The following is a 12,902-nucleotide window of genomic DNA, read 5'->3' as shown; positions in this document are numbered from 1 at the left end:
TGCTCAGAAACATCGGGAAGACTGCCAGGAATGTCATCCACAGCCAAGCGCAGCACAGTGCCGCTGATTGCAGTCTCGGTCGTTGTCGTCCTCCTCGTCGCCCTCATCGGTGGAGAGCTGTTCGTCCGCCAGCAGATCAAGTCGTGCCTGGCCGGCCAGCTCGAGTCCGAACTCGGTAGCCAGGTCGAGGTAGGGCTCGGCTTCAAGCCGGTGCTGCTGTCCCTGGTGGACAAGAAGGTTTCGTCGGTGACCGTGGACAGCGACGACGCCCGCTTCGGCCCCGCCGAAGGCATGGTCGTCCACGCCGAAGCACACGATCTGAATCTGAACCAGACTGCCGATTCCGGCGGCACCATCGGCAGCTCCAGTGCCGACATCTCGTGGTCGACCGACGGCATCACGCGCACCCTGCAGAGCCAGGGCATCGGCGCGCTCGTCTCGGGCGTCACCTCGGACGCCTCGGCCGGAACACTCGAGTTCGCTGTCGGCGCGCTGGCCAAGCTGACCGTCAAGCCTCAGGTCGTCGACGGCAAGGTCGAGGTCAAGACCGTCGACGCCTCGATTCTGGGTCTCGGCCTTCCCACCGATCTGGTCGACTCCGTGGTCGGCGTGCTCACCGACAGCCTGCAGACGTACCCGTTGGACATGACTCCGACATCGCTGACCGTCACCGACTCCGGCATCGAACTCACCCTCGAAGGTGGGCAGTACACCATTCCGGCCACGCAGCAGAACCAGAATCAGCAGACCCCCGAGGGTTGCTCGCTGGTCGCGTAACCCAGGTACGCGGGAGCGGTCAGCTCAGCCCGTCGAGCACCGCACGGGTACCCGAGAGCCCCAGTCGCGTTGCACCCGCGTCGATCATCGCCAGGGCGGCGTCCGTGGTACGGATGCCGCCACTGGCCTTGACGCCCAGTCGCCCGCCGACGGTCTGCGCCATCAACCGCACGGCTTCGACACTCGCACCGCCCGCCGGGTGGAAACCGGTGGAGGTCTTGACGAAATTCGCCCCCGCGGTTTCCGCAGCGCGGCATACTTCGACGATCGCCTCGTCGGACAGCGCTGCCGATTCGATGATCACCTTGAGCACGGCATTGCCGATGCCTTCACGGACGGTCACGATATCGGCCAGCACTGCGTTGTAGTCCCCTGCGATCGCCGCGCCGACGTCGATCACCATGTCGACCTCGTCCGCACCCTGCTGCACCGCCAGACGCGCCTCGGATCCCTTGATCAACGAATGGTGCTTGCCCGACGGGAATCCGGCGACGACGGCGGTGAGCATTCCCTCCGCGCGAATCGGCAGCATGGACGGCGAAACGCAGACGGCGAGCACACCGAGCTCACGGCCCTCCTCGATCAGTGCGGCCACGTCGGCCGCGGTGGCCTCGGGCTTGAGCAGCGTGTGGTCGACCATTGCGGCGAGGTCGGCTCGGGTGAGTGTCATGCATCCCAGCTTTTCACAGCTCCGCATTTCGTAGCCTTGTCGGTCTACGATTTTCGTTCATGACCGCAGCCTCGCTCGCCGCCACCTTCAATGCCACGAGCCCGAAGTTCGATGCTCTGACGCCACAGGTCTGGGGTCCGGCCGGGCAGTCTCTGGTCTTCGCGCTCGGGTTGGCATCGGGCGAGACGGTTCTGGACGTGTGCTCGGGCACAGGGGCGTCGGCGATTCCTGCCGCTGCCGCCGTCGGACCGGACGGCATCGTGCACGCGATCGATCTGGCCGACGAGCTGTTGGAGGTGGGGCGGGTGAAGGCCACCGAACGCGCTCTGCGCAACATCGACTTCGTCGCCGCCGACGCCACCGAGTGGGAGCCGCCGTCGACGGTCCCCGATGCCGGATACGACGCGCTGGCCTGTTCGTACGGCATCTTCTTCCTGCCCGATCCCGAGGCGGACTTCGCTCGGCTGGTGTCTGTAGTTCGTCCGGGCGGGCGCGTCGGGGTGACGGTGTGGCGCAAGGGTGCGATCGAGGCGTTCGCGAGTACCTACGTCGAGGTGATCGGCGCGCACTCGCCGCCGAGCGAGCACAACGGGTCACTCGCGCAGGACGGTTACGACATGCACCCGATCCGGCGGATGGAGACGGCGGAACTGCTGTCTGCGTGGCTCACCGCGGCCGGAACCACCGATGTCGAGGTCGTGGAGCTGTCCAACCATGTTCCCGCAACGGAGTCGTTCGTCTGGGATCTGGTGCTGGGCAGCGCGATGCGGGGCGCACTCGCTGCGTTCGACGAGGCGACCCGGGCGCAGATCCGTGCCGAGTTCTCGGCGCTGCTGACCGAGCGGGGGATCGATTCGATCGATCTGGGGACACTGGTGGCAACCGGGGTCCGCACGCCCTGAGACAATCGTCGGCATGAGTTCTTCCGTATCCGAGGATCGCCGCTTCGTTCTCTCCCTCGGTTGCCCCGACAAGACGGGCATCGTCGCCCGCATCTCGACCTTCCTCGCCGAAGTCGGTGGTTGGATCGTCGAAGCCGCCTATCACGCGGATCCCGATACCGGTTGGTTCTTCACCCGGCAGGCCGTTCGGGCCTCGTCGGTGGATATGAGCATCGAGGATCTCCGTGCGCGTTTCGCTCAGGTGGCCGACGAGCTCGGCCCGGAAACCGAATGGGCACTGCATGATTCGGGCGAGCCCAAGCGGGTGGTACTGCTCGTCAGCAAGGAAGCGCACTGCCTGCACGATCTGCTCGGACGCGCTGCCGGCGGCGAGCTCCCGGCACAGATCTCCGCGGTGATCGGTAATCACAAGTCGCTCGAGCCGATCGCCGCTGCGCACGGCACACCGTTTCATCATGTCGAATTCGCGAAAGACCCCGCCGAGCGCGGTCCCGCGTTCGAGGAGGTGCGCACTCTCGTCGATTCCTACGATCCGCACGCGGTGGTGCTGGCTCGTTTCATGCAGGTACTCCCCCAGTCACTGTGCGCGCATTGGGCCGGCCGGGCGATCAACATTCACCACAGCTTCCTACCGTCGTTCGTCGGCGCTCGCCCGTACCACCAAGCCTTCGCCCGTGGCGTCAAGCTGATCGGTGCGACGTGCCATTACGTGACGGCCGAGCTCGATGCCGGTCCGATCATCGAGCAGGACGTCATCCGCGTCGACCATTCCGACGAGGTCGCCGACATGGTGCGTCAGGGCCGCGACATCGAGAAGCTCGTGCTCTCCCGCGGCCTGCGGTGGCATCTCGAAGATCGTGTCCTGGTGCACGGCAGCAAGACCGTCGTCTTCAGTTAGCAGCCCCTAGAGGTTCCGGAGCCGCACCACTTCGGTGTTGAATTCGTCGATTGCTTCCACCGAGCTCATGTGTCCGACACCGGGGATGACGATCAGCCTGCTCAAATGGTTGTGGTCGTCGAGTGCACGCGCGAGTTTGCGAGCGTGCACCGGTGGGGTCAGGCGGTCGGCCGAGCCGACGAGGACGCTGGTGGGGACGGACATGTTCTCCAGTGCCTCGCGGATATCGAGATCGCTCAGTGCTGCGCCCCAGATTCCGCGGGTGTGTGGGGCACATTCGAGCACGATCTTCTCGCAGAACGACACCTCGGCAGGAGTCGCTCCCGGTGCCATCGAGATGTACTTGATGGCTTGGCGAGTGACAGGTGACGGCCGCAGGGGAAGGGCCGAGCTCAGTACCGCGCGCCCCACCGGAGCCGGAACCCGCGGGAAGTGCTGAGGCAGGGGGATGACGGTGGTTTCCCGCACCAGGGAGTCGGTTGCGGTACTGGCGAGCAGCACTGCGCTGACGAGTCGGTCGACCTGTTCGGGGTAGTTACCGGCCCAGGCCATGATCGACATGCCGCCCATGCTGTGGCCCACGAGTACTGCTTTGTTGTCCTCGGTGACCGTCGCGGCCAGTACTGCCGCCAGGTCGTCGGCCAGCACGTCGGGGCTCAGCGGTCGCGTTCCGACATCGCTGCGTCCGTGCCCACGCTGGTCGTACGCGATGACGCGATAGCGCCCAGCAAGGGCATTGACCTGTGGAAACCAGTAATCGGCGGAGCAGGTCCAGCCATGACTGAAGACGATCGGTTCGGCATCGGCATCGCCGTAGCTACGGACGTGCAGATGGGCACCGTCATCGGTGACGACCTCGGTGACCTGTGGCTCGAACGTCGGCGGCTGGAGCAGCTCGTCGGGCCGTACGTCGGTTGTCCTGGTGAACGAATGCAACCTACGGCGCCGAACGGCAAATGCTCCGACCGCGGCTACCGCTGCCAGCCCTCCGACTCCGAACAGCGCGCGTTCGACTACCTTGCGTGAAACCACTGAACAATCCCCCTACCTGTGACCCCCGTGTGGTTCGGTAGAGGCTACGCCCACGACAGCCTGGGCGCCGAAAGGTGTACCTCTACCAGCGCGGTCCGCGCTGAATGCCGTCGATTTTCGGTCGAACGTCAACGAGGTATACCGCGATGGCAACGATGCCGATGATCCAGAACATGATGACCATGGGGCCGATCAACGTCAGGAGCAGCCCGACGGCCAGGATGCCCAGCCAGGCGTTCTTGGTCAGCTTGCCTGCGGCGGGAAAGGCGTCGGGACGTTGGCGAAGCGCGTGGAAGATCGCGAATGCTGCTCCGGCAATAGAGATGATTTGCAGGATCAGGAAAATCGTCTGAGAGAAGCTGCTCGCAATCACGTTCGCCAGTGTACGAGAAGCGACCCCGGCACCGCTCGGCGCCGGGGTCGTTTCTTTACGAGTGCTTTAGCGAGTGGACTTCTTCGCCGGAGCCTTCTTGGCCGGAGCCGGTGCAGACTTCTTGGCTGCCGGTGCCGACGTGGTCTTCTTGGCCGGAGCCGAAGTCTTCTTGACCGGCGCGTTGGCACCGCTGCGAGTCTTGGCCTCGACCTTGCCCGCTGCTCCGCTGACCTTCTGCGATGCGTCGACTGCCTTGTCCTTGGCCTCGCTGCCTGCCTCGTCGATGTCGTCGGCGAGTTCCTCGGCACCTTCACGGACCTTGTCCGATGCGATGCCGGCGAGGGCGGCTGCCCGCTCGCCGACTGCGCGGGTCTGCGATGCGACGGTCCCGAGGGCCTGCTCGGTGAGGTCGACGACGTCGTTGGCGGCGGAGTTGGCGCGGCCGAGCCCCTCTTCGACGGCAGGGGTGCGGCGAATGCGCTCGACGGTCTCTTCGCCGCGCTCGGCGAGCGAGGTGTACAGGTCGGAGGCAACCTTCAGGTATGCCTCGGCGACCTTGCGCAGCTCCTCGGGGGTGAAGCGCTCACGCAACTCGGCGATCTCGTCGGGCAGCTCCGCGGGCAGATTCGTCAGCCGCTCCCGCAGGCTCTCGACACCCTCGGTGACGTCCTCGGACAGGTCGGCGAAGCGAGCGTTGACCTCGCTGGTACGACTCTCGGCGCGCGAGCGGACCTGCGCTACGACATCGGCGACGGCCTGGACGACGGCATCGCCTGCACCGACGGCGGCGAAGATGGGCGTCCTGACGCTTTCGAAGTTCTTGGGATCAGACATCTGGTGTCTCCTGTTCGTCGGATTCTGGATGTTGCGTCGACTCGTTCTCACCACGGAACGAGTCGTAGATCTCGATCAGCACTTGCTTCTGCCGTTCGGTGATGTGTTCATCGCCGAGCAGAGCTTCGCGCACCGGACCGTGGGGACGCGCTTCCAAGATCCCGGCCCGGACGTACAACACTTCGGAGGAGACGCGCAGACCCTTGGCTATCTGCGCGAGCACCTCTGCGGACGGATTACGCAGTCCGCGTTCGATCTGACTCAGGTACGGATTGCTCACTCCGGCGCGGCTTGCGAGCTGTCGCATGGAAACCTGCGCGGCTTCTCGCTGCGACCGGATGTAGCTACCTATGTCCTGAGCTGCCGTTGTCACCACTGCGGCGACCATGTCGCCTGCCTCGGCGACGACCTGCGTCGCTTCGGTCGCTTTGGCGACCAGATCTCCCTCGTTCTCGGCCATTGTCGGCCTCCTGGATTCGGTGTTCGTCCACGACGGTACCCGTGGGTGCTAACTATTGCAAGCACTCTGCTAGCACTAGTGCCCGAAGATCAGATCCGAGACCGTGTAGATGGCGAGTCCGGCAATGGAACCGACGACGGTGCCGTTGATCCGGATGAACTGCAGATCGCGTCCGACCTGCAGCTCGATCTTCTTGCTGGCTTCCTCTGCATCCCAGCGAGCGACAGTGTCTCCGATGATCGTGGTGATCTCGTCGGCGTAGTTCTCCGCGACGTAGCTCGCTCCCCCGAGCAACCAACCGTCGACCTTCCCGCGCAGTTCCTCGTCGTCGCGCAACCGCACCCCGAGGTTGGCGGTGTTCTCCTTGATCTTGGTGCGCAAGGTGCTCGTCGGGTCGTCGACCGACTCCGTGATCAGCCGCTTGGCCACCTTCCAGGTGGCCGCAGCCAGCCCGGTGATCTCCTCACGTCCCATGATCTGCGCCTTGAGCTTCTCGGCTTTGTCGATGGTCACCGGGTCGTGCTGCAGATCGTTGGCGTAGTCGACGAGAAATTTGTTCGCAGCCAGACGCACCTCGTGCTCGGGGTTGGACCGAATCTTCCAGGTGAACTCGACGAGTTCCTTGTAGACCTTCTCCCCCAGCAGGGTGTCGACGAATTTCGGCGACCAGTTCGGAGAATCCCGAGCGACGACGCGATCGATCATGTCCTGGCTGCCCAGAGCCCACTGATGGGCCCGTTCGGCGAGCATCTCGATGAGCGGCAGCTGACGGTTTTCGCGGATCAGCTCCTCGAGGATGCGGCCGATGGGCGGTCCCCACTGCGGATCGGCGAGTCGGCGCACGATGGTGCTGTCGATCACAGCGGTGATGTCCTCGTCGTTGAGCACATCGACCACACCGTGCAAAACCGTTGCCGCCTCGGCTGCCACGCGCTCGGCGTTGTCGGGCTGGGCGAGCCAGGTACCCAACCGCAACGGAATCTGCGCCGACGCCACTTTCTCCGACACCACCTCGGGTGCGAGGAAATTACTGCCGACGAACGAACTCAGGCTTGCGCCCAGCTGGTCCTTCTTCTTCTTGATCAGTGCCGTGTGCGGAATCGGAATGCCCAGCGGATGCTTGAACAACGCGGTCACCGCGAACCAGTCCGCGAGTGCGCCCACCATGCCCGCTTCGGACGCAGCGCGCACGTATCCCACCCATGCGCCCGCCCCCTTCGACTCCTGCCACCGGCAGAACAGATAGACCACCGATGCGAAGACGAGAAAGCCCGTCGCGACTGTCTTCATCTTGCGGAGGTCGCGGCGCTTGGTCTCGTCGTCGAAGTTCATCAGCTGCACAACCGCCATTGTGCCCAGAAATGTGACCGATCAACCGGACGCAGGCTGCAATGGTGTCGGAGCAGGCGCATAGGGTGGAGTTGTGGTGAGAAATACGACGGTAGCGCAGTCGGACGAGGCCGGGGAGACGCGAGAACGACCCGACGCGGGTCAATCCAAGGCCGAGAAGCCGGACGGCCGCAAACGGCGGTGGCGCGAGCACAAGATCGCTCGACGCGAAGAACTGGTGGACGGCACGCTGGCCGCGATCCGCACCCGTGGCCGCGAGATCGGCATGGACGAGATCGCGTCGGAGATCGGTATATCCAAGACGGTGCTCTACCGGTACTTCACCGACAAGAACGATCTGACGAATGCAACCATGTCGCGGTACGTCGAGACGACGCTCGCCCCCAGGATCTACGCCGCGATCTCGAACGAACTCGACGAGTACGAGCTCACTCGTGTCGTCGTGACCGCGTACGTCGAGACCGTCGCCACCGATCCCGAGGTCTACCTCTACGTCATGGCGAACAACGCGGGCAACAACCGAGACGTCGTCGCCGAGTCCGAGCGGATGATCGCCGAGTTGCTCTCCACCGTCCTGGGAGAGCGGCTACGGCAGCGTGAAATGGATTCCGGCGGTTCGGTGCCGTGGGCTTTCGCCATCGTCGGCGCGGTCCAGCTGGCGACGCACTGGTGGATTTCGAACAAATCCATGTCCGCGGACGACCTGATCGATTACCTCTGCATGATGATGTGGGGTGGCATTCACGGTGTCGCGATGGCCGACGGTTCGCCCGCGAAATTCAAATCGCAGCCGCACCCGTTGGTCGTCGACGACAAGCCGACCGCGCCCTAACGCTCGTCGCGGTCCTCGTCCAGGGGCACTTCGGCTCGCTGATCGAGCGCATCGCGGACATCGGCCTCGATGGGCAGATCAACCGCAGTCGGCTCCTCGGGCTCGTCCATGATCGGCGTGTTCTGCAAGGCTCGATCCTCGGTCGGGGTTTCGATGGGTTTCTCGCTCATGTCTCCATTCGTACCATCGCTCGTCCGTTTGAGATTCGTCCCGGTCGGACATCCGAACGGGCATGACTACCGATACCTTGACCGGACGCCGCGTTGCCATACTCGCCACCGACGGCGTCGAACAAGTCGAGCTGGTTCAGCCGCGCGAAGCCGTCGAGAAAGCAGGAGCCACAGCCACATTGGTCTCACTTGTGCACGGCGATATCCAAGCCATGGAAAGTGATGTCAATGCCGCCGACACCTTCACGGTGGACCGCGTCATCGCCGAGGTCTCCACGGACGACTTCGACGCGCTGATTCTGCCCGGCGGAACCACCAACCCCGATCAACTCCGCGTCGACGCGGATGCAGTCGAATTCGTCCGTGCCTTCATGCAGACCCACAAGCCCATCGGCGTGATCTGCCACGGAGCGTGGACACTCGTCGAGGCCGACGTCCTCAGAGGCCGCACGTTGACCTCCTACCCGAGCATCCGCACCGACATCCGCAACGCGGGTGGAACCGTCGTCGACGAGGAAGTCGTGGTGGACGGCAACCTGATCTCGAGCCGTAACCCGGACGATCTGCCGGCGTTCTGCGCGAAGATCGTGGAGAATTTCAGCGCTTGATAGGTTAGCGTGCCCTATGCACTTTTCCCGTTCGTCGGTTCTGCCTGCGGCAGTTCTCGCCTTCGCTCTCACCCTCACCGCATGCAGTTCCGGCGACACCAGCGCGGATTCGACCGAGCCCGGCGGGGTCGTCGTCACCGACATGTTCGGCGAGGTCGAGGTTCCGAAGAATCCACAGCGCGTGGTGGCGCTCGGCTGGTCCGACGCCGAAACAGCCCTGGCACTCGGCGTGCAACCCGTCGGTGCCAGCGATTGGCTCGGCGTCGGCGGAGACGGCCTCGGCCCCTGGGTCGAGCAGTCCTACGACACCGATCCCACCATCCTCGGCACCTACGACGTCGACATCGAATCGATCGCGGCACTGGCACCGGACCTGATCCTGTGGACCCGCAGTACCAACGACGAGTCCGTCTACGAGGACCTGTCCGCAATCGCGCCGACCATCGCGGCACCGCCGGGAACCGAGACCGCCTACGGCACCACCTGGGACGGCCAGACCGAGATCGTCGCGCAGGCTCTCGGCAAAGTCGACGAGGGCAAGAAGCTCGTCGACGACACCGAGGCCATGTTCGACGACACCGTCGCCGCCAATCCAGAGTTCGCAGACAAGACCGTCGCCGTCGGCACCCTCTACAGCGGACAGGTCGGTGCCTACGTCCGCGGCGACACCCGCGTCGACTTCCTCGAATCCCTCGGCCTGACGAACACCCCGACCGTCCAGAACCTCGCCGAACCCGGCAAGTTCAGCATCGAACTGTCCGAGGAGAACATCGCAGCGCTCGACGCGGACCTGACCGTCATGTTCCCCATCGGCACCGGACCCGAGGTGATCACCGAGAATCCATCGATTCAGGGACTTGCCTCGGCCCGCGACGGTCGGCTGGTGGTACTCGGGGATCAGAACCTCTCCAACGCATTCTCGGCAGCCTCGGTTGCGGGAACCCGCTACGCGTTGGAGAACGCCGTGCCACTGTTCGCGGCGCCGCTGAAGCGCTAGATCACACTCTCCCCTGAGGACTTGTCACACTCTCCCCGGTGGGCTTGTCACACTCTCCCCGGCGGGCTTGTCACACTCTCCCTGGCGGGCTTGTCACACTCTCCCTGGTGGGAAGCCACCCGCGGCGATCGGGCCCCAGGCGTCGATCACGATGCGTATCAACGACTTTCCCTGCTTCACCATCGCCGCGCGGTATTCGTCCCAGTCCGAGTGCTCGCCGGCGATACTGCGGAAGTACTCCACCAGAGGCTCGACGGCGTCGGGAAGATCGATGATCTCTGCCGTCCCGTCGACCTGCACGTAGTCACCGTCCCAGTCGTCACTGTGCACCAACACGGTCACGGCGGCGTTGCGGCGAATGTTGTGCACCTTCGCGCGCTCGGGGTACGTGGCGATGACGATACGGCCCTGCGAGTCCACACCGGCAGAGACCGGGGAGACCTGCAGACCATCGTCGCGCTTGCGGGTGATCAGTGTGTGGCGGTGCCGAGGCGAGACGAACTCGAGCAGCTGTTCGCGCGAAACGGATTCGGCTTTTGCGATCGTAGGTGCCATGCATTCCATCGTAGAGAAGTAGTCTCCTCAGTCATGGCCGACAAGTCGAAACTGTGGACGCACTCTCCCGTCGATGTGCTGCGCGCCAGTGCCTCTCCCCGGGTGGAAGACATCGACTTCACCGCAACTCCGGGTTTCGACGGGTCCAAATCTCACGGGAACGACATCCTCGAGCAGCGCGGTGCAGTCCTGGCCGAGTTGCAGGAGAAGCTCTACGCGCACGGGCGCACCGGCGGCGACCGTTCGGTCTTGCTGGTGCTGCAGGGCATGGATACCGCGGGCAAGGGCGGCATGGTCAAGCATGTCATCGGGATGGTCGATCCACAGGGCGTCGACCTGGCGTCGTTCGGCGTTCCGACGCAGCTGGAAAAGCAGCACCATTACCTGTGGCGCATCCGCAACGCGCTACCTCGGGCCGGTCGGATCGGGGTGTTCGACCGCTCCCACTACGAGGACGTTCTCGTCGTCGCGGTGCATGATCTGGTGCCACGGCAGGTGTGGGAGAAGCGATTCGACGAGATCAACGCTTTCGAGAAGGAGCTGACCGAGGAGGGGACCGTCATCGTCAAGATCGCGTTGTTCGTCTCGCCGGACGAGCAGAAAGAGCGGCTACAGGAGCGGCTGGATCGGCCGGACAAGCATTGGAAGTACAACCCGGGTGACGTCACCGAGCGCGGCTTCCTCCCGCAGTACCGCGAGGCGTATCAGCGAGTTCTCGATCGCACGGACCGCGATCATGCGCCGTGGTACGTCGTACCGGCCGACCGCAAGTGGTACAGCCGACTCGCGGTCACGGAGATTTTGATCGATGCCTTGGAGAAGCTCGATCTCGATTGGCCTGCAGCAGATTTCGACATCGAACTCGAGAAGAAGCGGCTCGCCGAGAGTTGAACCCCCTTCGAAGGCGTGGATGGTCCATCGACCCCCGTCTGGGCAGGTCAATGGACCATTCACGCGTACAACGAGACAGTTACAGCGTCGCTGCGTCGATCACGAAGCGGTAGCGCACATCGGATTCGACGACGCGGTCGTAGGCCTCGTTGATCTTGTCGCCCGGGATGAGCTCGATCTCGGCACCGATCTTGTGCTCGGCGCAGAAGTCCAACATTTCCTGGGTCTCGGCGATGCCGCCGACCATCGAGCCTGCGAACGAGCGACGGTTGGCCAGCAGGTTGAATGCCGGCACCTCGAGGGGCTTCTCGGGAACGCCGAGCTCGACGAGCGTGCCGTTACGAGCCAGCAGTCCCAGGTACTTGCCCATGGGTAGGTTGGCCGACACGGTGTTGAGGATGAGGTCGAACGAGCCCTGCAGATCCTTCAGTGCGGTGGTGCCCTTGGTGGCGTAGTACTCGTCGGCACCGTAGGCCTTGCCGTCGGCTTCCTTGCTGTCGGTCTGGCTCAGCACGGTGACGTGCGCGCCCATGGCGTGGGCGATCTTGACGCCCACGTGGCCGAGGCCGCCCATTCCGATGATGGCGACCTTCTTACCCGGTCCGGCTCCCCAGTGCTTGAGCGGCGAGTACAGCGTGATGCCTGCGCAGAGCAGGGGCGCGGCAACGTCGAGCTCGATGCCTTCGGGGATGCCGAGGACGAACTTCTCGGTGACGACGATCTGGGTGGAGTAGCCACCGTGGGTGAACTCGCCCTCGTAGGTCTTGGAGTTGTACGTCTGGACGACGCCCTTGGTGCAGTACTGCTCGTCGCCGTCCTTGCAGGCCGCGCATTCGCCGCAGGAGTCGACGAAGCAGCCCACGCCGACGCGGTCGCCGACCTTGCGGGTGGTGACATCGGAGCCGACCTCGGCAACGATGCCCGCGATCTCGTGGCCGGGAACCACCGGGTAGGTGGTGCCACCCCACTCGTTGCGAGCGGTGTGGATGTCGGAGTGACAGATGCCGGCGAACTTGACGTCGATGAGGATGTCGTTCGCCCCGAGTGCGCGTCGCTCGATGGTCGTCTTCTCGAGCGGAGCGTCGGGAGCGGTGGCCTGGTAGGCGGTAGCTGAAGTCATATTTACATTGCTACCTACGCATCTGTGCGAGTGCAACCAGGCCACCGCCTCGACCAGGCTATTCCTGCCGCGGACGAGTCGTTTGCAACAGTAACGTCAGCTGTTCTTGGCGATATTGGCGCCGAGCCACAGCACGTACGCGCCCAGACCGACCAGTCCGATCCGACGAGTCTTGGGGTACGCGATCGCGGTACCGACGGCCAGTTCGGTCGCTCCGTTACGACTGATCCAGGTTCGAGTGTCCTTGGGGAACGGAAGCTTGGTGATTCCCTCGAAGGCCTCGGGAACCACGAAGTGAGCGGCACCGGTTGCGGCCAACCCGATTCCGAATGCCTTGGGAACCAGACTGTTCGACTTCTTGGACTTGCTCACTGATGCGCTCCCTGCGATCGACTTGTGTGAACTGGCAGACCGACAATAGCGCTCCGTCCGA

17 protein-coding genes are annotated in these 12,902 nt (G+C 64.2%); 7 read left to right on the top strand and 10 right to left on the bottom strand.

Going from position 1 to position 12,902, the window contains the following annotated elements; translation table 11 throughout:
- The first annotated feature begins 30 nt into the window (after positions 1-30).
- The gene (locus ACOQFP_RS16185; RefSeq protein ID WP_206492457.1) at positions 31-777 is read left to right on the top strand and encodes a DUF2993 domain-containing protein; all 747 of its coding nucleotides are present in this window, start codon (positions 31-33) and stop codon (positions 775-777) included.
- Between the two features lie 19 nt (positions 778-796).
- On the opposite strand, the gene deoC is transcribed toward ACOQFP_RS16185, so the two are convergent.
- On the bottom strand, positions 797-1,447 hold the full coding sequence (gene deoC, locus ACOQFP_RS16180) for a deoxyribose-phosphate aldolase (protein ID WP_374222423.1): 651 nt from the start codon (positions 1,445-1,447) through the stop codon (positions 797-799).
- Between the two features lie 59 nt (positions 1,448-1,506).
- Between deoC and ACOQFP_RS16175 the strand changes: the two genes are divergently transcribed.
- Positions 1,507-2,349, top strand: a complete 843-nt coding sequence (locus ACOQFP_RS16175; RefSeq protein WP_421584891.1) for a class I SAM-dependent methyltransferase — start codon at positions 1,507-1,509, stop codon at positions 2,347-2,349.
- 13 nt (positions 2,350-2,362) lie between these two features.
- Entirely contained in the window at positions 2,363-3,247 is an 885-nt protein-coding gene (gene purU, locus ACOQFP_RS16170) for a formyltetrahydrofolate deformylase (protein ID WP_206492455.1), read from the top strand.
- Positions 3,248-3,253: 6 nt separating this feature from the next.
- On the opposite strand, the gene ACOQFP_RS16165 is transcribed toward purU, so the two are convergent.
- From ACOQFP_RS16165 to ACOQFP_RS16145, 5 genes are all read right to left on the bottom strand, one after another.
- Complete coding sequence (locus ACOQFP_RS16165; protein WP_421584890.1) at positions 3,254-4,279, bottom strand: alpha/beta fold hydrolase; 1,026 nt, start codon at positions 4,277-4,279, stop codon at positions 3,254-3,256.
- Between the two features lie 82 nt (positions 4,280-4,361).
- The gene (locus tag ACOQFP_RS16160) at positions 4,362-4,652 is read right to left on the bottom strand and encodes a DUF2516 family protein (RefSeq protein ID WP_206492453.1); all 291 of its coding nucleotides are present in this window, start codon (positions 4,650-4,652) and stop codon (positions 4,362-4,364) included.
- Positions 4,653-4,718: 66 nt separating this feature from the next.
- Positions 4,719-5,486: a heparin-binding hemagglutinin gene (locus ACOQFP_RS16155; RefSeq protein WP_421584889.1), complete on the bottom strand. Its 768-nt coding sequence runs from the start codon at positions 5,484-5,486 to the stop codon at positions 4,719-4,721.
- On the bottom strand, positions 5,479-5,946 hold the full coding sequence (locus tag ACOQFP_RS16150; RefSeq protein ID WP_274611095.1) for a helix-turn-helix domain-containing protein: 468 nt from the start codon (positions 5,944-5,946) through the stop codon (positions 5,479-5,481). The genes ACOQFP_RS16155 and ACOQFP_RS16150 overlap by 8 nt, the downstream gene beginning before the upstream one ends.
- 75 nt (positions 5,947-6,021) lie before the next feature.
- Positions 6,022-7,296, bottom strand: a complete 1,275-nt coding sequence (locus tag ACOQFP_RS16145) for a DUF445 family protein (protein WP_341244635.1) — start codon at positions 7,294-7,296, stop codon at positions 6,022-6,024.
- A 73-nt stretch (positions 7,297-7,369) separates the two neighbouring features.
- On the opposite strand from ACOQFP_RS16145, the gene ACOQFP_RS16140 reads away from it, so the two are divergent.
- Positions 7,370-8,128 (top strand): TetR/AcrR family transcriptional regulator, encoded by a 759-nt coding sequence (locus ACOQFP_RS16140; RefSeq protein ID WP_206488972.1) that lies wholly within the window; start codon positions 7,370-7,372, stop codon positions 8,126-8,128.
- Here the strand turns inward: ACOQFP_RS16140 and ACOQFP_RS16135 are convergent.
- A complete protein-coding gene (locus ACOQFP_RS16135) occupies positions 8,125-8,298 on the bottom strand; it encodes a hypothetical protein (protein ID WP_206488971.1) in 174 nt (57 codons plus the stop codon). The genes ACOQFP_RS16140 and ACOQFP_RS16135 overlap by 4 nt on opposite strands.
- Before the next feature lie 62 nt (positions 8,299-8,360).
- Between ACOQFP_RS16135 and ACOQFP_RS16130 the strand changes: the two genes are divergently transcribed.
- Positions 8,361-8,906 carry a type 1 glutamine amidotransferase domain-containing protein gene (locus tag ACOQFP_RS16130; protein ID WP_206488970.1) on the top strand — a complete coding sequence of 182 codons (546 nt, stop codon included), beginning with the start codon at positions 8,361-8,363 and terminating at the stop codon, positions 8,904-8,906.
- A gap of 16 nt (positions 8,907-8,922) precedes the next feature.
- Positions 8,923-9,903: an iron-siderophore ABC transporter substrate-binding protein gene (locus ACOQFP_RS16125; protein WP_421584888.1), complete on the top strand. Its 981-nt coding sequence runs from the start codon at positions 8,923-8,925 to the stop codon at positions 9,901-9,903.
- Between the two features lie 93 nt (positions 9,904-9,996).
- Here ACOQFP_RS16125 and ACOQFP_RS16120 read toward each other — a convergent pair whose 3' ends face one another.
- On the bottom strand, positions 9,997-10,458 hold the full coding sequence (locus tag ACOQFP_RS16120; protein ID WP_206488968.1) for a PPOX class F420-dependent oxidoreductase: 462 nt from the start codon (positions 10,456-10,458) through the stop codon (positions 9,997-9,999).
- 33 nt (positions 10,459-10,491) lie between these two features.
- Between ACOQFP_RS16120 and ACOQFP_RS16115 the strand changes: the two genes are divergently transcribed.
- A complete protein-coding gene (locus ACOQFP_RS16115) occupies positions 10,492-11,349 on the top strand; it encodes a polyphosphate kinase 2 family protein (RefSeq protein WP_206488967.1) in 858 nt (285 codons plus the stop codon).
- Between the two features lie 79 nt (positions 11,350-11,428).
- On the opposite strand, the gene ACOQFP_RS16110 is transcribed toward ACOQFP_RS16115, so the two are convergent.
- Positions 11,429-12,469 carry an NAD(P)-dependent alcohol dehydrogenase gene (locus tag ACOQFP_RS16110; protein WP_206488966.1) on the bottom strand — a complete coding sequence of 347 codons (1,041 nt, stop codon included), beginning with the start codon at positions 12,467-12,469 and terminating at the stop codon, positions 11,429-11,431.
- Between the two features lie 96 nt (positions 12,470-12,565).
- A complete protein-coding gene (locus ACOQFP_RS16105) occupies positions 12,566-12,841 on the bottom strand; it encodes a hypothetical protein (protein WP_206488965.1) in 276 nt (91 codons plus the stop codon).
- Positions 12,842-12,902 lie beyond the last annotated feature (61 nt).

Source organism: Rhodococcus sp. MALMAid1271 (assembly GCF_049195265.1).
GTDB lineage: Bacteria > Actinomycetota > Actinomycetes > Mycobacteriales > Mycobacteriaceae > Rhodococcoides.
Note: the sequence above shows the minus strand (reverse complement) of the source record. Positions and strands in the feature narration are given on the sequence as shown.

Excerpts from the sequence above, each read along its gene's own strand:
- ACOQFP_RS16120 (WP_206488968.1), bottom strand. The coding sequence starts at position 10,458 with ATGGCACCTACGATCGCAAAAGCCGAATCCGTTTCGCGCGAACAGCTG.
- ACOQFP_RS16155 (WP_421584889.1), bottom strand. The coding sequence starts at position 5,486 with ATGTCTGATCCCAAGAACTTCGAAAGCGTCAGGACGCCCATCTTCGCC.
- ACOQFP_RS16115 (WP_206488967.1), top strand. The coding sequence starts at position 10,492 with ATGGCCGACAAGTCGAAACTGTGGACGCACTCTCCCGTCGATGTGCTG.
- ACOQFP_RS16145 (WP_341244635.1), bottom strand. The coding sequence starts at position 7,296 with ATGGCGGTTGTGCAGCTGATGAACTTCGACGACGAGACCAAGCGCCGC.
- ACOQFP_RS16110 (WP_206488966.1), bottom strand. The coding sequence starts at position 12,469 with ATGACTTCAGCTACCGCCTACCAGGCCACCGCTCCCGACGCTCCGCTC.
- ACOQFP_RS16125 (WP_421584888.1), top strand. The coding sequence starts at position 8,923 with ATGCACTTTTCCCGTTCGTCGGTTCTGCCTGCGGCAGTTCTCGCCTTC.
- deoC (WP_374222423.1), bottom strand. The coding sequence starts at position 1,447 with ATGACACTCACCCGAGCCGACCTCGCCGCAATGGTCGACCACACGCTG.
- ACOQFP_RS16135 (WP_206488971.1), bottom strand. The coding sequence starts at position 8,298 with ATGAGCGAGAAACCCATCGAAACCCCGACCGAGGATCGAGCCTTGCAG.
- ACOQFP_RS16150 (WP_274611095.1), bottom strand. The coding sequence starts at position 5,946 with ATGGCCGAGAACGAGGGAGATCTGGTCGCCAAAGCGACCGAAGCGACG.
- ACOQFP_RS16185 (WP_206492457.1), top strand. The coding sequence starts at position 31 with ATGTCATCCACAGCCAAGCGCAGCACAGTGCCGCTGATTGCAGTCTCG.
- purU (WP_206492455.1), top strand. The coding sequence starts at position 2,363 with ATGAGTTCTTCCGTATCCGAGGATCGCCGCTTCGTTCTCTCCCTCGGT.
- ACOQFP_RS16130 (WP_206488970.1), top strand. The coding sequence starts at position 8,361 with ATGACTACCGATACCTTGACCGGACGCCGCGTTGCCATACTCGCCACC.
- ACOQFP_RS16175 (WP_421584891.1), top strand. The coding sequence starts at position 1,507 with ATGACCGCAGCCTCGCTCGCCGCCACCTTCAATGCCACGAGCCCGAAG.